22 protein-coding genes are annotated in these 26110 nt (G+C 71.4%); 14 read left to right on the top strand and 8 right to left on the bottom strand.

All coding sequences use genetic code 11. From position 1 onward, the window contains the following. Nucleotides 1-56: 56 nt before the first annotated feature. The 8 genes from ASD18_RS02655 (at nt 57) to ASD18_RS02620 (ending at nt 10235) form a co-directional block, all read left to right on the top strand. Nucleotides 57-611, top strand: a complete 555-nt coding sequence (locus ASD18_RS02655; protein WP_056086273.1) for an NUDIX hydrolase — start codon at nt 57-59, stop codon at nt 609-611. Nucleotides 612-643: 32 nt separating this feature from the next. Beyond that, nucleotides 644-2686 carry a DUF6049 family protein gene (locus ASD18_RS02650; protein WP_156387859.1) on the top strand — a complete coding sequence of 681 codons (2043 nt, stop codon included), beginning with the start codon at nt 644-646 and terminating at the stop codon, nt 2684-2686. Then, nucleotides 2683-4332, top strand: a complete 1650-nt coding sequence (gene murJ, locus ASD18_RS02645; RefSeq protein ID WP_056086264.1) for a murein biosynthesis integral membrane protein MurJ — start codon at nt 2683-2685, stop codon at nt 4330-4332. Before ASD18_RS02650 ends, murJ begins: the two co-directional genes overlap by 4 nt. A 35-nt stretch (nt 4333-4367) precedes the next feature. After that, entirely contained in the window at nt 4368-6380 is a 2013-nt protein-coding gene (locus ASD18_RS02640) for a protein kinase family protein (protein ID WP_056086261.1), read from the top strand. 88 nt (nt 6381-6468) lie between these two features. After that, entirely contained in the window at nt 6469-7464 is a 996-nt protein-coding gene (gene trxB / locus ASD18_RS02635) for a thioredoxin-disulfide reductase (protein WP_056086258.1), read from the top strand. After that, nucleotides 7461-7793: a thioredoxin gene (gene trxA / locus ASD18_RS02630; protein WP_056086255.1), complete on the top strand. Its 333-nt coding sequence runs from the start codon at nt 7461-7463 to the stop codon at nt 7791-7793. Before trxB ends, trxA begins: the two co-directional genes overlap by 4 nt. A gap of 105 nt (nt 7794-7898) precedes the next feature. Next, complete coding sequence (locus ASD18_RS02625; protein WP_056086251.1) at nt 7899-9245, top strand: PLP-dependent aminotransferase family protein; 1347 nt, start codon at nt 7899-7901, stop codon at nt 9243-9245. A 39-nt stretch (nt 9246-9284) separates the two neighbouring features. Further along, the gene (locus ASD18_RS02620) at nt 9285-10235 is read left to right on the top strand and encodes a D-alanine--D-alanine ligase (protein WP_056086248.1); all 951 of its coding nucleotides are present in this window, start codon (nt 9285-9287) and stop codon (nt 10233-10235) included. Nucleotides 10236-10274: 39 nt separating this feature from the next. On the opposite strand, the gene ASD18_RS02615 is transcribed toward ASD18_RS02620, so the two are convergent. Continuing rightward, a complete protein-coding gene (locus ASD18_RS02615; protein WP_056086245.1) occupies nt 10275-11420 on the bottom strand; it encodes a ParB/RepB/Spo0J family partition protein in 1146 nt (381 codons plus the stop codon). Next, nucleotides 11417-12472, bottom strand: a complete 1056-nt coding sequence (locus tag ASD18_RS02610; protein WP_082573470.1) for a ParA family protein — start codon at nt 12470-12472, stop codon at nt 11417-11419. Before ASD18_RS02610 ends, ASD18_RS02615 begins: the two co-directional genes overlap by 4 nt. Here ASD18_RS02610 and ASD18_RS21670 point away from each other — a divergent pair. Then, nucleotides 12471-12593 (top strand): hypothetical protein, encoded by a 123-nt coding sequence (locus ASD18_RS21670; protein WP_255355432.1) that lies wholly within the window; start codon nt 12471-12473, stop codon nt 12591-12593. The two genes, ASD18_RS02610 and ASD18_RS21670, sit on opposite strands and share 2 nt — an antisense overlap. A 729-nt stretch (nt 12594-13322) precedes the next feature. On the opposite strand, the gene rsmG is transcribed toward ASD18_RS21670, so the two are convergent. The 6 genes from rsmG to rpmH all read right to left on the bottom strand — a co-directional run bounded on the left by rsmG (nt 13323) and on the right by rpmH (nt 19488). Next, nucleotides 13323-14000, bottom strand: coding sequence for a 16S rRNA (guanine(527)-N(7))-methyltransferase RsmG (gene rsmG, locus ASD18_RS02605; RefSeq protein WP_156387858.1), 678 nt, complete (start codon nt 13998-14000; stop codon nt 13323-13325). A 3042-nt stretch (nt 14001-17042) separates the two neighbouring features. Continuing rightward, nucleotides 17043-17555: a R3H domain-containing nucleic acid-binding protein gene (locus ASD18_RS02600; protein ID WP_056086242.1), complete on the bottom strand. Its 513-nt coding sequence runs from the start codon at nt 17553-17555 to the stop codon at nt 17043-17045. Between the two features lie 34 nt (nt 17556-17589). Continuing rightward, complete coding sequence (gene yidC, locus ASD18_RS02595) at nt 17590-18648, bottom strand: membrane protein insertase YidC (protein ID WP_082573468.1); 1059 nt, start codon at nt 18646-18648, stop codon at nt 17590-17592. A gap of 21 nt (nt 18649-18669) precedes the next feature. After that, on the bottom strand, nt 18670-18966 hold the full coding sequence (gene yidD / locus ASD18_RS02590; protein WP_056086239.1) for a membrane protein insertion efficiency factor YidD: 297 nt from the start codon (nt 18964-18966) through the stop codon (nt 18670-18672). A 7-nt stretch (nt 18967-18973) separates the two neighbouring features. Then, on the bottom strand, nt 18974-19339 hold the full coding sequence (gene rnpA, locus ASD18_RS02585) for a ribonuclease P protein component (protein WP_056086236.1): 366 nt from the start codon (nt 19337-19339) through the stop codon (nt 18974-18976). Between the two features lie 11 nt (nt 19340-19350). Beyond that, on the bottom strand, nt 19351-19488 hold the full coding sequence (gene rpmH / locus ASD18_RS02580; RefSeq protein ID WP_043601468.1) for a 50S ribosomal protein L34: 138 nt from the start codon (nt 19486-19488) through the stop codon (nt 19351-19353). A gap of 478 nt (nt 19489-19966) precedes the next feature. On the opposite strand from rpmH, the gene dnaA reads away from it, so the two are divergent. From dnaA to ASD18_RS02555, 5 genes are all read left to right on the top strand, one after another. Next, nucleotides 19967-21502, top strand: coding sequence for a chromosomal replication initiator protein DnaA (gene dnaA, locus ASD18_RS02575; protein WP_056086233.1), 1536 nt, complete (start codon nt 19967-19969; stop codon nt 21500-21502). A gap of 695 nt (nt 21503-22197) precedes the next feature. Next, the gene (gene dnaN / locus ASD18_RS02570) at nt 22198-23328 is read left to right on the top strand and encodes a DNA polymerase III subunit beta (RefSeq protein WP_056086230.1); all 1131 of its coding nucleotides are present in this window, start codon (nt 22198-22200) and stop codon (nt 23326-23328) included. A gap of 60 nt (nt 23329-23388) precedes the next feature. Continuing rightward, nucleotides 23389-24297: a phosphogluconate dehydrogenase (NAD(+)-dependent, decarboxylating) gene (gnd, locus tag ASD18_RS02565; protein ID WP_056086227.1), complete on the top strand. Its 909-nt coding sequence runs from the start codon at nt 23389-23391 to the stop codon at nt 24295-24297. Nucleotides 24298-24304: 7 nt separating this feature from the next. Further along, entirely contained in the window at nt 24305-25486 is a 1182-nt protein-coding gene (recF, locus tag ASD18_RS02560; RefSeq protein ID WP_056086224.1) for a DNA replication/repair protein RecF, read from the top strand. Beyond that, on the top strand, nt 25476-26042 hold the full coding sequence (locus ASD18_RS02555; RefSeq protein ID WP_082573466.1) for a DUF721 domain-containing protein: 567 nt from the start codon (nt 25476-25478) through the stop codon (nt 26040-26042). Before recF ends, ASD18_RS02555 begins: the two co-directional genes overlap by 11 nt. Nucleotides 26043-26110: the final 68 nt, after the last annotated feature.

The raw sequence follows: 26110 nt of genomic DNA, 5'->3' as shown, positions 1-26110 counted from the left end.
CTCTGCTCAGGCGTCTGCGGGCAGGAGCGCACCGTCCCAGTCGTTACAGTGTCGATATGTCGAGCCCGGCGCGCCCACCCGTCCCCGGGGGCGTCCCAGCGCCGCCGGGCGGCCATCCGCTGCGGATCGACCCCCGGCACTCGCTGGTCCGCGTTCCCGCCGCGCCGCTGCCCGTGGTGGACGAGACCTCGGCCGGCGGCATCGTCGTCAGCCGTCGCGACGGCGTCGACCACGCCGCCGTCATCGCGCGGCGCAACCGTGCGGGCCGGCTCGAGTGGTGCCTGCCGAAGGGCCACCTGGAGGGAAACGAGACGCCCGAGGAGGCCGCCGTCCGCGAGATCGCGGAGGAGACGGGCATCACCGGACAGGTCCTGCGCCGGCTGGGCGTCATCGACTACTGGTTCAGCGGCGACGACCGCCGCGTGCACAAGGTCGTGCACCACTTCCTGCTCGGTGCCACCGGCGGGACCCTCTCGGTCGAGGGTGACCCCGACGGCGAGGCCGAGGACGCGGCGTGGATCCCGGTGGCCGAGCTGCACGGGGTGCTCGCCTATCCGAACGAGCGGCGGCTGGCCGAGGCAGCGCTCGTCGTCCTCGTCGGCGAGGCATGAGCGGGCGCTCGCTGCGGCGCCGGGTGCTCTGCGTGGCCCTGGCTCTCCTCGGCGCGCTCGCGGCAGCGCCCCCTGCGACGGCCGCCACCACCGCCGACCCCGACCTGCCCGTCACCGTGCAGATCACCGAGGTGTCGCCGAGCGTGCTGCGGCCCGGCGAGGACCTGCTCGTCCGGGCGACCCTGCGCAACGACGGCGACGTGGCGATCGAGGAGCCCGCGGCCGCGCTGCGGCTGAGCCGGTTCCGGGTCTTCTCGCGCGCCGACGTGGATGCGTGGGCCTCCGCCGGCACCAGCGGCCTGTCCCGCACCAAGCGCGACACCACGGTGCCGGTGGCCGCACCGCTGCTCCCCGGCGCCAGCGTCCCGGTGGAGCTCAGGATCCCCGCCGAGAGCATCGGCCTGCTCAAGGGCGCCGACACCTGGGGTCCCCGCGGGCTCGTGGTCGAGGCACTGGACGGGTCCAGCCGGGTCGGGCTCCAGCGCACGTTCGTCCTGTGGCTCACCACCGACGACGTGCCGCAGACGGACGTCTCGGTGCTCGTGCCGATGGTCGGTCCGCCCACCGGCACGGACGAGAGCGCAGCCGAGCTCGAGGAGCAGACGGGGACGGGCGGGCGCCTGCACGACCTCGCGGCCGTCGTCGCTGCCGACGCGGACGTCGGCGTCGCGATCGACCCGGCGCTGCTCGAGGCCGCCGAGGCGGGCTCGCCGAGCACCCGGGCATGGGCCACCGACCTCACGAGCCGGCTCCGCACGCACGACGTCGTGGCGCTGCCGTGGTCCGACCCCGACATCGCCGCTGCCGCGCACGCCCAGCACCCGGACCTGGTCCAGCTGGCCGTGGACCACACCGCGCAGACCGGGATCCCCGGGCTCACCACGTCCTCCGGTCTGCTGTGGGCACCCGGCACCGAGGCACCCGACCAGGCGACCGCCGGCGTCACCGCCCAGGTGGGTGCCGACGCGATCGTCTTCCCGCCGTCCACCGAGACGGATGCCAAGGTGACGCCCGGTGCGGCCGTGCGGGTCCAGACGGCCGCGGGTCCGACCACCGCCTTCCGACCCGACGCCACCCTCACCGGGTTGCTCACGGCGCCGGAGGACGTCGAGCCGGGCGCCACGACGACCACCACCGTCCAGCGCGCCCTCGCCGAGCTGGCCGTCATCACCCGCGAGGGGGACGAGCCGCCTCACCTCCTGCTCGCGCCCGGACGTGCGTGGGAGCCCGACACGCAGAACGTGTCCGCGCTGCTGGCCGCGTTCGGCAGCACGCCCTGGGTGCGGCTCSCCCCGGTGTCGAGCCTCCTCGACGCCGCCCAGCCCGAGGCCCGCACCACGCTCCCCTCCCGCACCACCGACCCCGACGAGCTCTCCGTGAGCGGCGTGCGGGCTCTCGCGGACGCCCGGGCACACGCCGTCGCGTTCGCCCAGGTCACCAGCGACCCCGCCACCTTGCTCGAGGGCGTCGACACCGAGGTCCTCGAGCCGCTGTCCGTCGCCTGGCGCGTGGATCCCGCCGGGCGGGACGACCTCGTGACGTCAGTCGTCACCGAGGTCGGCGAGCGGACCACGGGCCTGAGCATCGCCCCGGTCAGCGACTTCCGGGTGATCGCGGCGAGCAGCGCGCTCTCCGTCGTCGTGCAGAACGCACTCACCGTCCCCGCCACCGTCCTGCTCGAGGTGACCCCGCGCACGGCGTGCCTGGAGGTCGGCGAGATCCCCGAGGTGCAGGTCGACGCGCAGAGCGAGACGAGCGTGCGGGTCCCCCTGAGCGCCCGGGCCAACTGCTCGGTGGCCGTCACCGCGCAGCTGACCGCCCCGGACGGGATGGCCGTCTCCCCGACCGTCCGGTTCACCGCGCAGGTGGCGCCCACGATCGAGAGCATCGGCACGATCGTCGTCGGCGTCCTGCTCGCGATCGGCCTGGTGCTCGGCATCATCCGGACCGTGCGGCGCGGGCAGAGCGGACGCCGCGGGGCCCGCACCGAGGCGGAGGCCGACGCTCCCACGTCGCTGCCCGTGCTCGGGGGCGCCGCTCCCGAGGAGACAGCCCCGGCGGAGGAGCCTCGGTGACCGACGACGACGGGATGCGCCGCGGCGCCGCCCTCATGGCCTCCGGCACCGCGGTCTCGCGGGTGCTCGGGCTGCTGCGCGGCATGGTCATGGTCAGCGCGATCGGCGCGACCGGCCAGGCCGCTGACGCCTTCGCGGTGGCCAACAAGCTGCCGAACGTCCTCTACATGCTGCTCGCCGGGGGCGTGCTCAACGCGATCCTGGTGCCGCAGGTGGTCCGGGCGTACAAGCGCAAGGCCGGCCAGGAGTACGTCGACCGGCTGCTCACCCTGGGGTTCGTGGCGCTGGCCGCCGCGACCGTGGTGCTCACCCTCCTCGCACCGGTGCTCGTGAGCCTGTACTCGAACTTCGGCAACCCGGCGCAGGACGCGTTGGCGACGACGTTCGCCTACTGGTGCATCCCGCAGCTGTTCTTCTACGGCGCCTACGCGCTGCTGGGCCAGGTGCTGAACGCGCGCGGGTCGTTCGGTCCGTACATGTGGGCGCCGGCGGTCAACAACATCGTGGCGATCGTCGGCTTCGGCGTCTTCATCGCGGTGTTCGGCGTGTGGAAGAGCTCCGGCGTGACCGACGCCGCCTCGTGGACACCCGGGCAGACGGCGCTGCTGGCCGGCGCGGCGACGCTCGGCGTGGTCGCCCAGGCCGTGGTGCTCATCCCCGCCCTGCGCAGGGCCGGCGTCCACTACCGGCCGCGCTGGGGGCTGCGCGGCTCCGGCCTGAGCGCGGCGGGCGGGGTGGCCACGTGGACGCTCGCCGGCCTGGCCGTGGGCCAGCTCGGGTACCTGATCGTCTCCCGCGTCGCGTCCGCCGCACCGGCAGCCGCCGTCGCCGACGGTGCGACCGCGAGCGCCGTGGCAGGCACCGCGGCCTACGACGTCGCCTTCCTGATCTTCATGCTGCCGCACTCGCTGGTGACGGTCTCGCTGGCCACCGCCCTGTTCACGCGGCTGTCCGGGCAGGCGCACGAGGCCGACGTCGCCGGTGTCCGCGCCACGCTCTCGTCGGGCCTGCGGGTGGTCGGCGTGTTCACGATCTTCGCGACGGCGGCCGTCATCGTGCTGGACCTGCCGCTCACGCGCGTCGTGCTGGCCACCGCCTCGGCCGCGTCGGCCGACGCCGTCGCCGCGGTCGTGCTGACGATGATCCTCGGGCTGCCGGCGTTCGGTGCCTGGTCGATGTTCCAGCGGGTGTACTACGCCTACGAGGACGCGCGGTCGATGGTGCCCATCCAGGTGGTGATGGCGGCGGTCGTCGTCGTCGGCGCCCTGCTCTCCCGCGTGCTGCTGCACCCGTCCTCGTGGGTGGCGGGCGCCGGCGCGGCGATGTCGCTGTCCTACGTGGTCGGCGCCGTCATCGCCGCGTGGCGCCTGCGTCGGCGCCTGGACGGCATCGACGGGTCCCGGGTGCTGCAGGTGCTGGCGCGCTCCACGCTGGCCGCCCTCGTGTCCGCGGGGATCGGTGGCCTGGTCCTGCTGCTGCTCGGGCGGGGCCTGTCGACCGGGTTGATGGCGTCGGTGATCGAGTGTGCCGTCGTCGGCACCGTGATGGGCCTGGTGTACGTCGGCGCGCTCCGTGTGCTGCGCGTGCGCGAGCTGGACAGCCTGCTCCTGCCGGTCCTCCGCCGGCTGACCGGGCGACGCCGCTGATCCGGCACGTCTAGCATGCAGGGTGTCCTGTCCAGGTGATCGACACGGAGGTGCTGGTGAGCGAGGTCGTCGGACGGGGCACCGTGCTCGCGGGCCGGTACCGCGTGCTGTCCCCGGTGGTGTCCGACCTCGAGGGCGCCAGTGCCTGGCAGGCCACGGACCAGATCCTCGACCGGCCTGTCCGCGTACGCATCCTCGAGCACGGCGCGGTCGCCCCCGCGCTCGACGCCGCCCGCCGCGCGGCCCTCGTCACCGACTCCCGCCTCGTGCGCGTGCTGGACGTCGGCACGCACGAGGGCTACGGCTACGTGGTCTCCGAGCAGCGCGTCGGCCCCTCGCTCGCACGGCTGGTCGCACAGACCCCGCTCACGGCCGAGCAGGCCCGCGCGGTGGTCGGCGAGGCCGCGTCGGCCCTCGAGGTCGCCCGGCGCCGCGGCGTCCACCACCTCGCCCTGCGCCCGTCGGTCTTGCACGTGAGCCCGGACGGACGGGTGCTGCTGGGCGGTCTCGCCCTCGACGCGGCCCTTCTCGGTGACTCCGGCGGCGACGCCCGGTCCACCTCGCGAGCCGACGCCGTCGGCCTGGTCCGGCTCCTCTACGCCGCCCTCACCGGGCTCTGGCCGGCCGATCCGCGCGCCCCGCAGACACCGGGCGGCGAGACGCTGCCTCCCGCCCCGATCGTCGACGGCGCCCCCGTGGCGCCCGCCGACCTGGTCCCCGGCGTGCCCAACGACCTCGACACGCTCTGCGTCGTCACCCTCGGACCCAACGACGACGGCCCGCACAGCCCCGGAGAGCTGGTGCGCGAGCTCGAACCGTGGGGCGAGATCCGCACGTCCGTGCCCGACCCGTCTGCGCTCGGTGGCCCCGTCACCGCGCAGTTCCCGCCCACCGGTGCTGCGGCACCCGGAGGAGGCATTCCCGTGCCCGACGAGGACGACCAGCAGGACACCGCGCCCGTGACCGTGCAGCGGCAGTCCGTGCGGACCGCGTTCCAGCAGCAGGACCCGCCCGGCGCCAACCGGCCCGGCACCCCGCCACCGGCGACGCCGTCGCGCACCAGCTCTCTCGGTGCGGCCGCCGCTCCTGAGCAGGCCGTCGCACCGGCCGCCGCCACCACGCAGGCCCTTCCGCCGGCAGCTGCCACCACGCAGGCCCTTCCGCCGACGGCCGCCACCACCCAGCTCCCCCCGGCGCCGGCATCGGCACCCGAACCGGCGCCCCAGCCTCCCGTCCTCCCGACCGTGGTGCGCCGACCTGTGGCCCGGTCCACCGCGGCGGCCGCTCCGTCGTCGGTCCCCCCCGTCGCTCGCGCCGCTGCCCCGCCGCCGCCGGTCGGGCCCCCCGCGCCGCGCCCCGACACCTTCGACTTCGGCGACGTCATCGGGGCCGAGTCCACCCCGCCCAGCAAGCTCCGGTTCGACCCGACCGCGCTGGTCCTCATCGTCGTCGTGCTCGTCGTGATCGTCGGCGTGGTCCTCGCGTTCCGGGCGCTGTTCTCGTCGCTCGACCCGGGCGGCTCCACGGCAGATCCCGAGACGTCGCAGAGCGCCGCGGCGCCTTCCACCCCCGCGGCACCCGCGGCGGAGGAGCCGGCCGCACCCCCCGCCCCGGTGGGCGGAGCACCGGTCATCGCGTCCGCCACGACGATCGACCCGTCCGACGCCGACGGCGAGCACCAGGAGGACGTCGCCAAGGCGTACGACAGCGACCCGGCCACGTTCTGGTACACCCAGACCTACAAGCGGGACGACTTCGCGGGGTTCAAGGACGCCGTCGGGTACGCCATCACCCTGACCACGACGACCACGGTCAGCACCGTCACGCTGCACTCGAACAGCACGGGCGGGAACGTGGAGATCCGCGCGACCGACGCCGCGAACCCGACCGCCGGGGCGGTGCTCGCGTCCGGACCGTTCGGACCGGACGCGGTGTTCACCCTGAACCCCGCCACGGAGACGCAGTCGATCGTCCTGTGGATCACGCAGCTCCCGACGGCACCCGACGGCGGCTTCCGGCTCGAGCTCACCGAGATCGCCCTGTCCTGACGGGGCACGGAACAGATCCGGCCTAGGATCGGTTGATCCGTCAGCCCCGCCGGATCGTCTCCGGCATGCCGAACCGCAAGGAAGTCTCGTGACCGAGCAGTCCACCACCGTCCGCGATCTCGTCATCGTCGGCTCGGGTCCGGCCGGCTACACCGCCGCGATCTACGCTGCCCGCGCGGGCCTGGCGCCCCTGGTCATCGCCGGCTCCGTCACCGCCGGTGGCGCGCTGATGAACACCACCGAGGTGGAGAACTTCCCCGGCTTCCCGGACGGCGTCCAGGGCCCCGAGCTCATGGAGGGTCTGCAGAAGCAGGCCGAGAAGTTCGGCGCCGAGGTGCTGTGGGACGACGCGTCCTCGCTCGACCTCACCGGCGACATCAAGACCATCGAGACGCTCAACGGCGAGACGTTCCAGGCTCGCGCGGTCATCCTGGCCACCGGCTCCGCGTACCGTGAGCTGGGTCTGGACGACGAGAAGCGCATGTCCGGCCGCGGGGTGTCCTGGTGCGCCACCTGCGACGGGTTCTTCTTCCGTGACCAGGAGATCATCGTGGTCGGCGGCGGCGACTCGGCCGTCGAGGAGGCCACGTTCCTCACCCGCTTCGGCAAGCGCGTCACGCTCGTGCACCGCCGTGACCACCTGCGTGCGTCCAAGATCATGGCCGACCGCGCCGCGAACGACCCGAAGATCGAGTTCGCCTGGAACAGCGAGGTCGTCGCCATCCACGGCGAGAACAAGGTCACCGGCGTCACCCTGCGCGACACGGTCACCGGCGAGACCCGCGAGCACCCCGCGACCGGCGTGTTCGTCGCCATCGGGCACGTCCCGCGCTCCGAGCTGGTCAAGGGCCAGGTCGACCTGGACGACGAGGGCTACGTGCAGGTGATCGGCCGGTCCACGGCCACCAACCTGACCGGCGTCTTCGCGTGCGGGGACCTGGTCGACCACACCTACCGCCAGGCCATCACAGCCGCCGGCTCCGGGTGCGCGGCCGCCCTGGACGCCCAGCACTTCCTGGCCTCGCTCGGTGACCTCGTGCACCCGATCCCGCCGGTGGAGACCTACGCCGAGGAGATCCGATGAGCGCCACCACCCCCGTCACCGACGCCACCTTCCAGTCCGAGGTGCTCGAGTCGGAGATCCCCGTGATCGTCGACTTCTGGGCGCCCTGGTGCGGTCCCTGCCGGATGGTCGCCCCCGTGCTCGAGGAGCTGGCCGCGCAGTACGGCGGCCGCGTCAAGATCGTGAAGGTCAACTCCGACGAGAACCCCCAGGTCACGGGCGACTACGGCATCGTGTCCATCCCGACGCTCAACTTCTACGCGGGCGGTGAGCTGGTGAAGTCCGTCATCGGCGCGCGGCCCAAGTCGATGATCGCGGAGGACATCGAGAGCGTGCTCGCCTCGGTCTGACCTCCCGCTCCGCCTCTACCGAACGGCCCTGTCGCTCCGACGGGGCCGTTCGTGTCGCTGGGACGGTGCGCTGAGCATCGCCGCCGCCGTGGGAAACTCGGCTGCATGACTGCGCACCCCGTTCCCGACGGCGAGACGTCGGGCCCCCCCACGTCCTCCGCTGCCGGCACCGGGACGCGTCTCGACCAGTGGCTCGGGTCGTACGCCGAACGCACCCACGGCATGCGGTCCTCCGAGATCCGCGCCCTGTTCGCGGTGGCCAACCGGCCCGAGGTCGTGTCGCTGGCCGGGGGCATGCCGTTCCTCGAAGGCCTCCCGCTGGACATCCTCGGTGACCTGGCGCAGCGCGTCGTCGCCACGCGCGGTCTGCAGGCGCTGCAGTACGGGTCCGGCCAGGGCGACGAGACCTTGCGCGAGCAGATCCTCGACGTCATGGCGCTCGAGGGCATCGACGCGCACCCCGACGACGTCGTCGTCACGACGGGGTCGCAGCAGGCGCTCGACCTGGTCACCCGCATCTTCATCGACCCGGGCGACGTCGTCGTCGCGGAGGCCCCGTCGTACGTCGGCGCCCTCGGCGTGTTCCGGGCGTACCAGGCGGACGTGGTGCACGTGCCGATCGACGCGGACGGGCTGATCCCCGCGGCGCTCGAGTCCACCTTGGCTGCACTCGCCCGCGAGGGCCGTCGGGTCAAGTTCCTGTACACCGTCCCTAACTTCCACAACCCGGCCGGCGTCTCGCTCTCGCAGACGCGACGACCCCAGATCCTGGCGATCGCGCAGCGCTACGGCGTCCTCGTGCTCGAGGACAACCCCTACGGGCTGCTCGGCTTCTCGGGTGAGCCGCGCCCCGCGATGCGCTCCCTCGACGAGGACGGGGTGCTCTACCTCGGCTCGTTCTCCAAGACCTTCGCGCCCGGCTACCGCGTCGGCTGGGTAGTCGCCCCGCACGCCGTGCGCGAGAAGCTGGTCCTGGCCAGCGAGTCCGCGATCCTCTGCCCGTCGAACGCCTCGCAGATCGCGATCTCCACCTACCTGTCCACCTGCGACTGGCAGGGCCAGATCAAGATCTACCGCGAGCAGTACCGCGAGCGGCGCGACGCCATGATCGCCGCACTGGCCGAGCACCTGCCCGACGCCTCGTGGAACGTTCCCGACGGCGGCTTCTACACCTGGGTCAAGCTGCCCGACGGCCTCGACGCCAAGGACATGCTGCCGCGAGCCGTCACCGCCCGCGTCGCCTACGTCCCGGGGACCGCGTTCTACTTCGACGGCTCCGGCGCGGACCACATGCGCCTGTCCTTCTGCTACCCCACACCCGAGCGCATCCGAGAGGGCGTGCGCCGGCTCGCGGGTGTCGTCGCGGGCGAGCGTGAGCTGGTGGAGCTGTTCGGCACGACCGGGTCCGCCGGCCACGGCGACGTGCAGCAGCCGGGCCCGGATGTCGCCTGACCCGCCCCCGTCCTCTCTCGCCATCGGAGTCCTCGCACCGTGACCGCCACCCCGTCCCCCCGCGTCGTCGTCCTGGCCGGGGGCCTGTCCCACGAGCGCGACGTCTCCCTGCGCTCCGGCCGACGGGTCGCGGACGCCCTGCGGTCCGTGGGCGTCGAGGTCTCGGTCCACGACGTCGACGCCGACCTGGTGCCCGCCCTCGTCGAGCTGCAGCCCGATCTCGTGTGGCCCCTCCTGCACGGGGCCAGCGGCGAGGACGGTTCGGTGCGCGACGTCGTGCAGATGCTCGGCCTGCGCCTCCTAGGCACCGGTCCGCGGGAGAGCCGCATCGCGTGGAGCAAGCCGATCGCCAAGACCGTCGTAGCTCGCGCAGGGCTGTCGACGCCGGAGTTCGTCACGCTGCCGCAGTCGTTGTTCCGTGAGCTGGGTGCGCGTCAGGTGCTCGACGCCATCGTCGGCCGACTCGGTCTCCCGGTCGTCGTGAAGCCCTCCCGCGGCGGCTCGGCGCTGGGCGTCACGCTCGTGACCAGCGCAGATGCTCTCCCGCAGGCCATGGTCGACTGCTTCGCGTACAGCGACACGGCGCTCATCGAGCGGGCTGTCTCCGGCACCGAGGTCGCCGTCAGCGTGATCGACACCGGCGACGGACCGATGGCGCTCCCCGCCGTCGAGATCGTGACCGACGGGCCCTACGACTTCGACGCCCGCTACAACCCGGGGCGCACCGAGTACTTCGCACCCGCCCGGCTCTCACCCGAGCTGACTGCTGCGGTCGGCGACGTGGCCGTGGCCGCGCACCGCGCGCTCGGACTGGATGCGTTGTCCCGCACCGACCTCATCGTCGACGCCGACGGCACCGTCTGGTTCCTCGAGGTCAACGTGGCTCCCGGCATGACTGAGACGTCACTGCTGCCGCAGGCAGCCGAGGCCGCGGGCCTGTCCCTCGGCGAGCTCTACCGCTCGCTCGTCGAGGCCGCGCTCGCCCGCTGACCGTTTTGTACGGTTGCGTTCTCCCGGGTTGTACGCGGGTCAGCCCTTGAGCAGGCCCGGGTCCTCCGGGGCCAGGCTGGCCAGGATCCGGTTGAGGTCCTGCACCGAGGCGAACTCCACCGTCAGCCGGCCACGCGACTTGCCGAGGCTCACCTTGACGCGGGTGTCGAATCGATCCGAGAGTCGTGCGGCGAGGTGGTCCAGCGCCTCGTTCTTCACGCCCGCTCGGGGCGCGGTCCGGCGCGCGGCCGGCGCTGCGTCCCCGCCCAGGGAGACGATCTCCTCGACGGCACGGACCGACAGCCCCTCGGCGACGATGCGCTGAGCCAGGCGCTCGATCGCCGCGCCGTCGGCGAGCCCGAGCAGCGCGCGAGCGTGCCCCGCGGACAGCACGCCAGCGGCCACCCGGCGCTGCACCAGCGGCGGGAGCTTGAGCAGGCGGAGCGTGTTGGAGATCTGCGGACGCGACCGCTGGATGCGCGTCGCCAGCTGCTCGTGGGTGCAGCCGAAGTCGTCCAGCAGCTGCTGGTACGCGGCCGCCTCCTCGAGCGGGTTCAGCTCGGAGCGGTGCAGGTTCTCCAGGAGCGCGTCGCGCAGCAGGTCGGAGTCGTCGGTGTCACGGATGATCGCGGGGATCGTCGCCAGGCCGGCCGCCTGCGTCGCGCGCCACCGCCGCTCGCCCATGATCAGCTCGTAGCCGTCGCCGGCATCGCGCACCACGATCGGCTGCAGGACGCCGACCTCGCGGATCGATCCGACCAGCTCGTCGAGCGCGTCCTCGTCGAAGACGGTGCGCGGCTGCTTCGGGTTCGGACGAATCTCCCCCACCGGCAGCTCGGCGAACCGGGCGCCGGGCACCGGGACGAGCCCCTCGGCCGACGCCGCGGCGATCGGCGGCTCATCCGCCCGCGGTGCCTCGACCGGCACGGTGATGTCGACGTGGGCCACCCCGTTGGTGGACCCGTCGTGCCCGTTCGGCTCCGTCGGCTCGACGGCGGGTGGTTCCTCCGTCAGGGTCGCCGTCGCCAGCGCGGCGGCCGCGGCGGCTGCCTCGCCGTTCTCCCGCTCACGGTCGGGGAAGAACACGTCGACCGGACGCTCCGCCCCGGTCGGCCGCTGGCCGTCCAGGCCGGTGGGGATGAGGGCTCCAAGGCCCCGGCCCAGACCGCGTCGCTTCTCGCTCACAGTTCCTCCTGACGGACGGCCGCAGCCGTCTGGTGCTCGTGGTCTGTCGGGGCGGTGCCGTTCGACGCCTGCCCGTTGCTGTGGTGGTCGTCCTCGAGCTCGGTGGCGCCCCGCTCCGCCACTTCGCGGGCGGCCTCGAGGTACGCGAGGGCTCCGGAGGATCCGGCGTCGTAGGTCATGACCGTCTGGCCGTAGCTCGGTGCCTCCGAGATGCGGACGGACCGTGGCACGGTGGTGCGCAGCGTGCGCTCCGGGAAGTGCGTACGCACCTCGGTCGCCACCTGCTGCGCCAGGTTCGTGCGGGCGTCGTACATCGTCAGCAGGATCGTCGACACGTGCAGCCGTGGGTTCAGGTGCGCCTGGATCAGCTGGATCGTCTTCAGCAGCTGGCTGAGCCCTTCGAGCGCGTAGTACTCGCACTGGATGGGAATCAGCACCTCGCGTGCGACGACGAACGCGTTCACCGTCAGCAGGCCGAGGCTCGGGGGGCAGTCGACGAAGACGTAGTCGATCCGCTCCTGCCCGTTGGCGACCCGTCCGTCGAGGTAGGCGTCCAGCGCGTTCCGGAGCCGGGTCTCGCGCGCCACCATCGAGACCAGCTCGATCTCCGCACCGGACAGGTCGATCGTGGCGGGCAGGCACCACAGGTTCGACACGTCCGGGCTCTCCTGGACCGCGTCGGCCATCGGCGCGCCATCGACCAGCACCTCGTAGATCGACGGCGTCCCGGCGCGGTGCTCGACACCGAGAGCGGTCGACGCGTTCCCCTGCGGGTCGTTGTCGAGGACCAGCACGTTCAGGCCGGCCTGCGCCAGCGCCGCCGCCAGGTTGACGGTCGTCGTCGTCTTGCCGACGCCGCCCTTCTGGTTGGCCACCGTGATGATGCGGGTCTGCGGCGGGCGAGGGAACCGTCGGCCGCGGAGCTCGATCCGACGGCGGGCGTCCTGCTTCAGCTCCGCCATCAGCGGGGTGTCGTCGGACACGACCGGGAGGCTGTCGACGAGCGCCGCGCGACGGCTCTCCTCGGGGTCGAGATCATGGCGAGCAGGCATGGGCGTGATGGTGTCACGTGCCGGGGCCACTGCCGCGCTCTCCGCGTGGTGGGTCTCCCGCGCGGACATCCCCGCACTCCCCTCGATGACGGCCGTGTCGCTGCCGTTCTCGACGCTGTGACCTGGGGCGACGCTGCGGTCGTCCCATGATCCAGAGCCTTCGCTCGCCAGTGCGGGGGCCGGGTCACTGTGCGATGTTTCACGTGGAACAGAGGCGCCGAGATCCTGGGCTGTCGGAGCCGGCACTGTCGGGATGTATGGCTCGCCGGCGCTCACAGGTTCGGGCCGGACACTCCGCCGCTGGCGCCCCGTCGACGAACCCCCGTCGGAGGCAGCCGACTCAAGAGCCGCAGCGGCGTTCGCGCTGGCCCGTGCGGCGGCGGCGTCGGTCACGCTGCTCAGGCTCTGGTTCGGGCCAGGAGCCGACTCGGGCGCAGCCTGCGTCGTCGATTCGAGCTGCTGGTGAGCTTGCTCCTGCTGCGGAAGCGCCGGTGCGGACGGACGGTACTGACCGGCTGGCTGCGGCATCCCGTCCTCGTGCGAGCCGGTACCGACCGGCACCTGGCTGTCGTCGATCCGCCGACCCCCGGGCTGCTGGACTGTCGTCGTGGGCGCGGCGTCCTGAGGGGCGGTGCCCTGCGCGACACTTCCGCGTTCGGGAGCCTGCTGGACCGTCTCAGTCGACGCAGGCTGCGGCACAGCGGCCAGGCCGGGGTCGCTGGGCGCCTCGGGCGCGTCATTGGGCAGCGGGGTTCCTTGCTGGGGGGCCCAGGCCGGCGTGCTCATAGCAGGCGGCTCGGGCGGCCCGGCGGGGGCCTGAACGGGATCCGCTTCTTGACGACGCTTCTTCCTACCGAACACCAGGCACTGCCTCCCGTACGACGCGGACCACTCTCGTCACTTCGACTCCCTCGATCGTGGGGGCGTCCACCACGGATGCCACGCCGGCCCCGAGCTTGCGGCCGACATGCTTGGCCGCCTCGATCTCCTCCTCCGCCTTGCCGCCCTTCAGCGCGACGAGCGAACCGCCGGCCACGAGCAGCGGCATCGCGAGCCGGTAGAGCTTGTCGAGCGACGCGACCGCTCGCACAGTCACCGCGTCGCCGAACAGGAGCCCGTGCTCGTCCTGTGCTCGACCGCGCCGCACCACGACATTGCTGAGGCCAAGGACCTCCGCCACCTCGCTGAGCCACGCCGTGCGTCGCTCCATGGGCTCGAGGAGAACGACCTCAGCCTCCGGGAGCATCGCCGCGACGACGATGCCCGGCAAGCCGGCTCCGCTCCCGAGGTCGATGATCCGTCCCTCGCGCGGGAGGAACGGCACGACCGCGGCGGAGTTGAGCAGGTGCCGTTCCCAGAGTCGCGAGAGTTCCCTCGGGCCGACCAGCCCGCGCAGCTCTCCCTGGGACACCAGCAGGTCATGGAACCCGAGCACCGCCGTCCACGCCGGGCCGAAGTAGGGCTCGAGACGAAGGTCGCCATCCAGCGGGTCGGTTCTGTCGGTCGCGTCCGACTGAACTTCTGCCACCGTCAGGTCCCCCAGGTTTCACGTGAAACAGTGCTGCTGAACGTCGCGTGCGGGCGCTGCGGACCACCGTCGGAGGACTGCCAGGGCTCTCGCGCGGCCCTACCGTACCGTGCGGGAGTCCGCTCCCCTCGCCGTCCACAGCACATGTCGACGATTGACATGTCCGGTTCTCACTGGGCGTCCAGTCACCCGCTTCGCGTGCTCGCTCTAGACGCACGATGAACCTCGATTCGGTACACACTCCCGACTCCCGTACGGCTGACCACGCTTCGCCAACCCGATGTCAGGCGCCCGACAGCCCATGTTTCACGTGGAACGCGCAGCCGATCCTGCACCGGCCCCCTGGCCACAGCCCATGTGTCCGCCGACCTACTGAGCAGCTCGCAACGAGACGCCCCGCCCCACGGCGGCGCTCAGTCGGAGCGCTTGCCGCGAGCCGCTGCTAGTGCCTGCGTGGGGTCTGGAACTGCTAGGCGCCACAGGTCGGAGCTCAGCAGCACCGTGGAGGAAGCCATCGGGAGACACCGTGACCAGCGGCTTCGCCCACGGACCAGATCGCCGCATCACCTTGCCAGTCGTGCGAAGCCGGTGACGATCACCGGCGGAGCGCGCTCAGGTGACGATCTGACGCGCCCTGGCTCGCACCGCGTCTGACAGGGCGGTTGGCGCTCCGCGTCCGGCTTGGTCGCCGTAGACGAACCCCACGCGACGGTCGCCTGAGGCAGAAGGCCGCCATCTCCAGGCCGACTCATCAGCGGGGCTCCCGGGTGAGTCGTCCTCTGGTGACCCGTGCGGGGTCATCCGCTGGTGACTCTGTGAACAACCCGTCCGCCGGTCCTCCGTCCGTGAGCCGCTCACCGCAGATCGCACAGAGCACGGCACTCGAGGCTGCCCACACGGCGCGGGGCCCGGGTCGCACTCGCTCCGCACGGCGCCGACCGGTGCGCTCTGCTGGCCGCGACCGGCGCGGGTCTCAGGTCGCGCTCACTCGGCACGCTCCGGGCGTCATGCGTCGTGAGCTGTCGCACGACGCTGCCGTCGCACCGTGCAGGAGGTCGGTGCACACTGCATGGTGCGCGCCGCAGCGCACGTTGCTCCTTCCGCTCCGCCCCGAGCTCCTCGCACGCTAGAGCTTCCTCGTCACACCCTCGGCCGGCGCGCCTGTTCGACCCCACCTTTCGCGGTGCTTGTGGAACATCTCCCGATGCAGATCGCAGGTCGCTAGTCGTGAGTGTTGACCGCCGTGTTGCCCGTCCTGCACACACGCCGAGCACGCCGTGGAGCACTCGTGGACCCGCACTAGCTGCTCCGAGCCCGCCGCAACTACTCGCGGGACGTCCCCCGCCGCCGGTCGAGGGTGCAGGGGCAGCCTGTCGCCACCTGGCAGATCGAGCCAGGTGGCGCCGCACCTGCCTACGCCACACATGCCTACGCCACACATCGAGCGCTACGAGGCAACGAGCCTTGCGCTGCACGACCCATCGCTCTGCGCGCTGTTTCACGTGAAACACACCCTGCCTCATCGTGCCGAGGGTCCACGCACGCCCACCGGCGAGACCTCCGCGTTCCGCTCCCGTTCGGGGCCGAGTCCGACGCACCCAGGACGTTCCACGGAGTAGCGCAAGGAGATCCGCCCGTCGCCGCCGGACCTCTGCGAACGTGCTGCTACCGCCCCTCACCTCCTGGCTTCCACCTCAGCCCCTCCACCGCGAGCTGGCGGCCGGCAGCGGCCACGCGGTCCACGCGGCACTCTCGGATTCGCGGCAGGCTGAGCGAGGGCCTGGCGACAGACGCACCGCACCGCAGCACCCCGCCAGAAGCGCCTACGGCCCGCCGTGCCCGTCCTCCGTGAATACCCGCACAGCGTCTCGGTTTCACGTGAAACACGACGGCAAGGGCCGACTGCGGCCATCTCGCAGATCTTGTGAGCATGCCGACGTGAAGACCCGCCCTTCCACGTCCAGTCGCAAAGCCCTGCGGGGCGGTCTGTGAGCGGAGGACTCAGTGGACCTTTCGCTCGACCGTCGCGTCGCACCGCTGACCTTGTCGAACGCTCGAGGCCCGTCTTCCAGGCGCATGACGATGACTCGCGAGCTTGGTCGTGTGTTCCACGTGGAACATTGGCGCTCGAGCACGTCCCGACGTCCCTATGCACCCACACCCGCCCCGGCCAAGCGAGGAATGAGTAGCTGAGTCCCCTCAGGACGCCCCTGGGTGACACCGCGAGCCCGAGCCACTCGCCCGGACTTCCGCCTGTTCGGGTCGCGCCGGGCAGTCCGTTCCCACTCCCGTGGCAGGACGCTCGCATGCTGCACCGCACGGGGACGGCAAAGGAGCCCGTACCCGCGAAGGCCTCGCGCCGATACTGCGCTCGAGCGTGCACTCTGACCGAGCGCAGCGCGGGTCGGGTCGCACGACACGAACGCCGGCTCAGTGCCCGACACTGCTCGTTCTCGCGCGCCACGGAGCCAGCTCAACGGATGCGAGGCCGGCCGGGAGCGCTGATCACCGGAATGAGGTGAGTCTGTCACCGAGCCGGTCGCTTGCGCTCGCACGGTGCCAGGACTCGGACCTGAGCTAGGCGCGCGCCATCGGCCCCTCGTCGGGGCCAGGAGTCCCACGCTCAGGCGAGACGCGCACTCGACCCGGTGGAACCGCCCCGCGGGCGTTTCACGTGAAACAGTGACGTCTCCCCGACGGCTAGGTCCCGCTGGACCGGAGCGACCAACGGGCGAACGGCCGCGACTACGCAGGCCGCCAGTACGCACAGCGTGCGGCTCCGCCCTGGACCGAGCGCCTCAGCGGGTGTGGCCACATGGTGCCGGGGGCACAGGGTCAACCGGCTGCCTGCTCTCCCGTCGACCCCCGGGTCCGTACCGAACACCGAGCGAGAGCAGGTGGCCGCTGTTTCACGTGAAACAGCGGGGACTGAACGCACCCGGAGCCCACAGGACCGATGCACCGGCTGCCACGTTTCACGTGAAACACGGACGACAAAGGGGTGGACCCAAGCGGATCCACCCCTTTCGTCACGCCACTAGATCACGCCGGTCGGATCACCACGTGCCGGTTCGGCTCCACGCCGTCGGAGTCGCTGGACATCCCCGCAGCAGCGACGGCGTCGTGCACCACCTTGCGCTCGAACGGGTTCATCGCGGCGAGCGCCACCGCCTCGCCGGAGGCCTTCACGCGGTCGATCGCCTCGGTGGCGACGGTGACCAGCTCGGCACGGCGGGCAGCACGGTAACCGGCCACGTCGAGCATCAGGCGGCTCCGCTCACCCGTCTTCGCCTGCACGGCCAGTCGGGTCAGCTCCTGGAGTGCGTCCAGGACCTCACCGTCGGGTCCGGCGAGCCGGCTGAGCGACTTGTCGGCGGGGTCCTCGGAGACGATCTCGACGGCGGCGCGGCCGTGGTCGATGTCGATGTCGATGTCGCCGTCGAGGTCCGCGATGTCCAGCAGCTCCTCGAGGTAGTCGGCGGCGATCTCCCCCTCTTCCTCGAGCCGCTTCGTGCTGGTCGGCTCGACGGGGGCTTCAGGCTGGGTCGAAGTCATGGAGTCTCTCTCCGATCGTGGTCGCGCTGGTGCGCTACTTCTTTGGCTTGGTGGGGGCGCCGGGCGCCGGCGTGCTGGGTCCGTCGGGCTCGTCGTCCGTCGGCGTGACGGGCTTGACGGTGCGGTCTTCGATGACGCGCGGCTTGTTGCGGTCCTTGCGCTTGGGCTGCTCTCGCTGCCCGCGCGGCTTCTCCTCGATGACGACCGTCGACTCGGGCTCCTCGATGAGTCCGTGCGCCTTGGCCTTGCGCGCCTTGCGCTCCTTCATGGCGATCTCGGCCTGCGAGCCCGGGGCCGGCATGCGACGGATCGTGTAGAACTGCTGGCCCATCGACCACAGGTTCGTGGTGGTCCAGTAGATGAGGACACCGATGGGGAAGTTGACGCCGGAGAACGCGAAGATCAGCGGCAGCACGTAGAGCAGCACCTTCTGCTGCTGCGCCATGGGCCCCTGCAGCGCGGCCGGCGGCATGTTCTTCATGGTCAGCTGGCGCTGGGTGAGGAACGTGGTCGCGGACATCGCGATGATGAGGATGACGGTGACGATGCGGATGTTCATCGCGTCGGGACCCGAGCCGGCCTGCATGAAGGTGCCGGAGAGCGGGGCACCGAAGATCGTCGCCGCCTCAGCCTGTGCGGCGAGCTCGGGGGTCATGGGCCCGATGGGCGGGTAGGTGCCGGCGGCGATCCGGGGGAGCTCGATGAGCACCCGGAACAGCGCGAAGAAGATGGGGGACTGCAGCAGGATCGGCAGGCACGACGCGAACGGGTTGGTGCCGTGCTCGCGGTAGAGCGCCATCGTCTCGCGGCTCATCGCCTCCCGGGAGGCGGGGTCCGACTTGCCCTTGTACTTCTTCTGGATCGCCTGCATCTCGGGCGCGAGCAGCTGCATGCCGCGCGATGCCTTGATCTGCCGGAAGAACAGGGGGATGAGCAGGATCCGGATCACGATGACCAGGCCCACGATGGACAGGCCCCACGCGGCGCCACTCTCGGGGTCGAGTCCGAGGGTGGTCAGCAACGAGTGGAACTGGACCATGATCCAGGCCACGACGACCATGATCGGTTTGAGCAGACCGTCGAACCAGCTCATCGGGGAGAACTCCTCGGGGGATCAGTGTGTGGACGAGGCCACGTCGAGATGGCGGTGGACGGGTCGTGCTGGTGGAACGTCGTCCACGCCACCCAGGTTCCAGGGGTTGCAGCGGAGCACGCGCCAGACGGCGAGCGCAGTGCCGCGGAGGGCACCGTGGCGCTGCACCGCGATCACGGCGTACTGCGAGCAGGACGGGTAGAACTTGCAGGTCGGCGGCGTCATCGGCGAGATGAACCGCTGGTACCCCTTGAGCAGCAGGAGCAGGAGCTGCGCAGGAGCACGCACGATGGCACGGAGCACCGAACGACTAGTCATGGGATGACTACGCCTCAACTCGACGTCGTGCGCGGCGTGCCGCCGTCTCGAGCGCCGCGTCCAGGTCTGCTCCGAGCTGCGCGTACGGCTGGGACGCAGCTGCCGGCAGGGCGCGGACGACGATGCCCGCGTCGGCCGGCATGGACGACAGACGTGCCCGGACGAGCTCACGCAACCGTCGCTTGACCAGGTTCCGCGTCACCGCGTTACCGACCGCCTTGGACACGACAAGACCGACCACAGGCCCCGAGGGCGAGTGGTCGGTCCTGGTCGTCAGATGCACCACGAGGGTGTCCCGTCCGCCGCGCGCACCTCGGCGCACCGCCTGCTCGAAGTCGGCAGCGCGGCGCATCCGGTGCGCGGCGGACAGCACCGACGGTGATGTCAGGCCGAGAGCTCCGCGCGGCCCTTGCGACGACGAGCCGCCAGGATCGCGCGGCCGGCACGCGTGCGCATGCGCAGGCGGAAGCCGTGGGTCTTGGCCCGGCGCCGGTTGTTCGGCTGGAAGGTGCGCTTGGTCACGAGAGTCTCCAACTACATCGGGTGGGCCTCGCATGTGCCGCGCGACCAGGTTCAGGCTGCCAGGATCGATGCTCCCAGGACACGCATCGCGTGCGTGCGGCGTCAGGGCGCGCCAGCAGGAGCCATCGAGAAGGCTGCAATACCGTACTTCCCGCCGTACTGGCCGGTCAAATGCACGCGACGCGCCGGTTCGATCTTGCCACAGTCACCCGCTGCCGCTCTGCCGCCCGGACGGGACCTGCCACTACGATCGGTCATCGTTGCCAGGGTGCGCAGGCTGTGGACCACGACGTGGTGGACAGAGGCACGGCGCGGCGCGCACCACGCGCGAGAGCGGCGCTGTCAGTGCCGTCCTCATCGCGGAACCGCGACCACCAGCCCCGCGCGACCATCTGCTCACAGGTGTGGACAACTGTGTGGACAACGCACGGTCATGCGAGACTCGACCACCCACGCGATCGAACAACCGAGGTAGCACGTGTCACAGGACGAAGAGCTCTCCCGGGTATGGGGCCACGTGGTGTCGACCCTCGAGTCGAGCCCGGACATCACGCCACGCCAGATCGCGTTCGTCCGGCTGGCCCGCCCGCTCGGGCTCCTCGACGGGACCCTGCTGCTCGCTGTGGGCAACGACCTGACCAAGGACTACCTCGAGTCGCGCGTCCGCGGTGAGGTCACCGGTGCGCTGAGCACCGCGCTCGGCCGCGAGGCCCGGTTCGCCATCACGGTCGATCCCGAGCTCGCCGAGGACGCACCGCCGGCCCTGCGGGTCGTCGCGCCCGCGCAGGATCACGAGCCGTACAGCCCGTCGCACGACGCGCGCGAGGCCGACGAGGCCGACGCCCGGCGCGAGGCACGCCCCGACCTGTCGCTCGTCCCGGACGACGACGACGAGGAGCCGAACCACGGCGGCTCGGCACGCGACCGCCGCTACCCGGGCCGCAACGACGACCGGCCCAACCGCCGTCAGCCCGCCGAGCCCGCGCGACTCAACCCCAAGTACCTCTTCGAGACGTTCGTCATCGGCAGCTCCAACCGCTTTGCGCACGCGGCCGCCGTCGCCGTCGCGGAGGCACCGGCCAAGGCGTACAACCCGCTGTTCATCTACGGCGACTCGGGTCTGGGCAAGACGCACCTGCTCCACGCGATCGGCCACTACGCGCAGAACCTCTACCCGAGCGTGCGGGTGCGGTACGTGAACTCCGAGGAGTTCACCAACGACTTCATCAACTCCATCAGCGAGGGCAAGGCCGGCGCGTTCCAGCGGCGCTACCGCGAGGTGGACGTCCTCCTCATCGACGACATCCAGTTCCTGCAAGGCAAGGAACAGACGATGGAGGAGTTCTTCCACACGTTCAACACCCTGCACAACGCCAACAAGCAGGTCGTGATCACGTCCGACCTGCCGCCCAAGCAGCTCAACGGTTTCGAGGACCGGATGCGGTCCCGGTTCGAGTGGGGCCTGATCACGGACGTGCAGCCGCCGGACCTCGAGACGCGCATCGCGATCCTGCGCAAGAAGGCCGGCAGCGAGCGCCTGGAGGCACCGCCGGACGTCCTGGAGTACATCGCCAGCAAGATCTCGACCAACATCCGGGAGCTCGAGGGTGCGCTGATCCGGGTGACCGCGTTCGCCAACCTCAACCGGCAGCAGGTCGACCTGTCGTTGGCGGAGATCGTCCTGAAGGACCTCATCACCGACGACCAGACCACCGAGATCACCGCCACCCAGGTCATCGGGCAGACGGCGGCCTACTTCGGTCTGAGCATCGACGACCTGTGCGGCTCGAGCCGCTCGAGGGTGCTCGTGACGGCCCGCCAGATCGCCATGTACCTGTGCCGCGAGCTGACCGACCTGTCGCTGCCCAAGATCGGCCAGGCGTTCGGCGGCCGTGACCACACGACCGTCATGCACGCCAACCGCAAGATCCGTGAGCTCATGGCCGAACGCCGGTCGATCTACAACCAGGTGACCGAGCTCACCAACCGGATCAAGCAGCAGAACCGGGGCTGACCGGCCCTAGTTATCCACAGCCGTCCACAGGCACCTGGGGACGCTTGTGACGGCATTCACCTGAACGACGCATCGGTCGCTCCGGGCGACAACCAGAGGGCTCCGACCTGCGGAAATACGGCCAACTGGACATCTCGGGCGAGATGTGGACGTTCACAAACGGTCGTTTCCCACGGAATGCCATGAGACAACTCTCACCATCGAAACGATACGAGGGTCTTGACCCCAACCTTCACCCTCGGAATGAGACATGCATGGGACGAATCTCCACACCTGTGCACTCACCTGTGGACGACGGTGGATGACCCCCTGTCACGGTGTGGACGGAGAGGCCCCGACCGGTGGACGCAGAACCGGCCCACCACAGCCGTCCACCCCCGTCCACGGAGAGTCCGATTCGGCCCACAACCGGCGTGCACAGGCTGATCAATGGTTGACCTGCACGGACGCCGACGATCCACATGATGCACAGGACCGATGACGATGATGAGACATCTCTATGAGGGGGATCCACACACCGCCAAAGGCCCCGACCCAGCGCAGACCCGGCCGAGAACAACACCGTTGTCGTTGTCATCCGACTGCCCGTACCGAGCGTCCGACCTCTCGCGTAGTGTTCGCCTGATGCCTGACTGCCCGCACTCCCCACAACCGTGGCGAGTCGCCGGCCGGGCCAGCTCGACGAGAGGTGAGGTATGAGGTTCCGGGTCGACCGCGACGTGCTCGCGGACGCCGTCACGTGGACGGCGCGCAGCCTGCCCACCCGGCCGCCGGTCCCCGTCCTGGCGGGTGTCCGGCTCGAGGCCGACACCACGGGCACGGTCCAGCTCTCCAGCTTCGACTACGAGGTCTCGGCGCGGTCGCAGATCCCGGCGGACGTCAGCGAGGCCGGCTCCGTGCTGGTCTCGGGACGCCTGCTCGCGGAGATCTCCCGCTCCCTGCCGGACAAGCCGGTCGATGTGGTGCTCGAGGGCACCAAGGTCGTCGTGACCTGCGGGGCCAGCCGGTTCACGCTCCTGACGATGCCGGTCGAGGACTACCCGAACCTCCCGGTCATGCCACCGACCACGGGCACGGTCGACGGCGACGAGCTCACCCACGCGGTCGCCCAGGTGTCCGTCGCCGCGAGCCGGGACGACACGTTGCCGCTGCTCACGGGAGTGCGCGTCGAGATCGAGGGCGAGAAGGTCACCCTCCTGGCCACCGACCGCTACCGGCTCGCCCTGCGCGAGCTCACCTGGAAGCCCTCGTCGCCGGACATCTCGACCGTTGCGCTCGTCCGGGCGCGCACGTTGTCGGACGCCGCGAAGTCGCTCGGCAGCGCCGGTTCGGTCACGGTGGCGCTGTCCACGGGCTCGGGCGTCGACATGATCGGGTTCGAGGCCGCCGGTCGCCAGACCACCAGCCTCCTGGTCGACGGGGACTACCCCGCGGTCCGCCGGCTCTTCCCGGACGAGACGCCCATCCACGCGATCGTCAGCACGCACGCCCTCGCGGACGCGGCCAAGCGCGTCAGCCTCGTCGCCGAGCGCAACACCCCGATCCGGCTGTCGTTCAGCGAGGGTCAGGTCGTGCTCGACGCCGGTCAGGGCGACGACGCGCAGGCGTCCGAGGCCCTCGAGGCCACGCTCGTCGGCGACGACATCTCGGTGGCGTTCAACCCGCAGTTCTTGCTCGACGGGCTCGGCGCGCTGAGCACCACGTTCGTCCGGCTGTCGTTCACGCACCCCAACAAGCCGGTGGAGTTCACCGGCCAGGAGACGCTGGACGGCGAGGACAACCCGGAGTACCGCTACCTGCTGGTGCCCATCCGTTTCGCCAGCTGATCGGCGCACGGTCGCGTCCTGCGGCAGAGTGAGACGCGGTCGCGACGAGAGAGGCACGCCATGCACATCGGTCTGGTCGGTCTGGGCAAGATGGGCGCGAACATGCGGTCGCGCATCCGCGCGGCCGGCATCGAGGTCACCGGTTTCGACCGGAACCCCGACGTCACCGACGTCCCGTCGCTCGAGGCGCTGGTCGAGGCGCTCCCCGCGGGCGAGCGTGTCGTCTGGGTGATGGTGCCCTCGGGCGAGATCACCGACGCCGTGGTGCACGACCTGGCCGGGCTGCTGACGGCCGGCGACATCGTCATCGACGGCGGCAACTCGTACTACCAGGACGACCAGCCGCACGCGGACCTGCTGGCGGCGACGGGTGTCGGCTTCCTCGACGCCGGGGTGTCGGGCGGTGTCTGGGGCCTCGAGAACGGGTACGGGCTCATGGTCGGCGGGGACGCGAAGCTCGTCGCGACGGTCATGCCGGTCTTCGACGCGCTGCGGCCGGAGGGTCCGCGGGCCGAGGGTTTCGTGCACGCGGGCAAGGTCGGCGCCGGCCACTTCGCCAAGATGGTGCACAACGGCATCGAGTACGGGCTGATGCAGGCGTACGCCGAGGGCTACGAGCTGCTCGCGGCGAAGGACCTGGTCACCGACGTGCACGGGACGATGCGCGCGTGGCAGCGTGGGACCGTCGTGCGGTCGTGGCTGCTGGAGCTGCTGGTCAAGGCGCTCGAGCAGGACCCGGGCCTGGGCGAGATCGACGACTGGGTCGAGGACTCCGGTGAGGGTCGCTGGACCGTCGACGAGGCGATCGACCTCGCGGTCCCGGCGCCGGTGATCTCGGCGTCGCTGTTCGCCCGGTTCGCCTCCCGCCAGGAGGAGTCCCCGGCCATGAAGGCCGTCGCTGCTCTGCGCCAGCAGTTCGGCGGTCACGCCGTGAAGCCGGCGGGCGCCCCACCCGCACCGCCCGCCTGAACCGACGATGTACGTCGCGCACCTCTCCCTGACGGACTTCCGCTCGTACGCGCAGGTCGAGCTCCCGCTGGAGCCGGGCATCACCGCGCTCGTCGGACCCAACGGGCAGGGCAAGACCAACCTGGTCGAGGCGCTCGGCTACGTCGCCACGCTGGGCAGCCACCGTGTGCCGACCGACGCCGCCCTGGTGCGTGCGGGCACCACCCGTGCGGTGGTCCGGGCGAAGGTGGTCCGCGAGCTGGAGCCCGGCCGGCCGCGCTCGACGCTGGTCGAGATCGAGGTCACGCCGGGGAAGGCCAACCGCGCGCGGGTCAACGGCGGCTCGCCCACACGGGCCCGGGACGTGCTCGGCATCCTGCGGACGGTCCTTTTCGCGCCGGAGGACCTGTCGCTCGTCAAGGGCGATCCCGACGGTCGCCGCCGGTTCCTCGACGACCTGCTCGTGCAGCTGACGCCCCGGGTCGCCGGCACGGTGGCGGACTACGAGCGGGTGCTGCGTCAGCGGTCGGCCCTGCTGAAGTCGGCCGGGGTGGCCCGTCGGGGTGCGGGTGCGGACCTGCGGACGCTCGACGTGTGGGACGCCAAGCTCGCGCAGACCGGCGCCCAGATCATCGTCGCCCGCCGGGGCCTCGTCAGGTCGCTCGCACCGCACATCGAGCGTGCATATGCGCAGGTCAGCGCGGGGCAGGGCGATGCCATCGTCACCTACAAGGCCTCCCTCGACGCCGTCCTCGAGACCGCGGACGAGTCGGCCTCGGTCGAGCTGGTCGAGGCGCAGCTGCTCGAGGCGATCGGTCGGCTGCGCAGCAAGGAGATCGAGCGGGGGGTCAGTCTCGTCGGTCCGCACCGTGACGACCTCGTCCTCACGCTCGGGGGCCTGCCGGCCAAGGGGTATGCGAGCCACGGGGAGTCCTGGTCGTTCGCGCTCGCGCTGCGTCTGGCCTCGTACGAGCTGCTGACCAGGGGCGACGAGGGCGTCGGTGGCGACTGGGGCCCCGACGGCGAGCCGGTGCTCATCCTCGACGACGTGTTCGCTGAGCTCGACGCACGCCGGCGGGACCGCCTGGCGGAGCTCGTCGCCCCGGCCCGGCAGGTGCTCATCACCGCGGCGGTGGCCGACGACGTGCCGGCGCCGCTGGCCGGCGCGCGCGTGGACGTCATGGGCGGCGAGGTGGCCCGTGTCCTCTGACGACAGCCTGTTCCCCCAGCCCCGGCCCGTGGACGGCACCCCGCTGCGCGACCTCGTCGAGCTGACACCCCCGCGCCAGGTGGCCCTCGGGGCGCTGGGGCGTGCGAAGGCGGCCGCGGCGCAGCGGGGATTCCGGCCCGGTGACCCCGCGCGGCGCCGACCCCTCGTCCAGGTGGCCGTCGGCACGGCGGGCCCGGGTGCGCGGGACCCGCAGCTCATCGGGTCCACGGTCAGCGGCCTGCTCGACCAGCTCGGCGGCACCTCGGACCAGGTGGCGGGTGTGCTCAAGCACCGGTGGGCGGAGCTCGTCGGGCCCCAGGTGGCCGAGCACTGCGAGTACGTGTCGTTCGAGGGCGGGGCGCTGACGCTCCGCGCTCACTCGACGTCGTGGGCCACGCAGCTGAAGTTCCTGGCACCGGCCATGCTCGGCCGGTTCGCGGCCGATCTGGGTGACGGGATCGTCCTCGAGATCACCGTGCTGAACCCCGGCGGCCCCCGGTTCAAGACCGGTCCGAAGCGCGTGGCGGGTCGCGGGGAGCGCGACACGTTCCGCTGAGCACGTCGCCACCTGTGGGAAAAGAGGGTCTGAGCCCGTCCACCAGGTAGACTGTGAAGGTCATTCCT

Source organism: Cellulomonas sp. Root137, from assembly GCF_001426725.1.
GTDB lineage: Bacteria > Actinomycetota > Actinomycetes > Actinomycetales > Cellulomonadaceae > Cellulomonas.
Note: the sequence above shows the minus strand (reverse complement) of the source record. Positions and strands in the feature narration are given on the sequence as shown.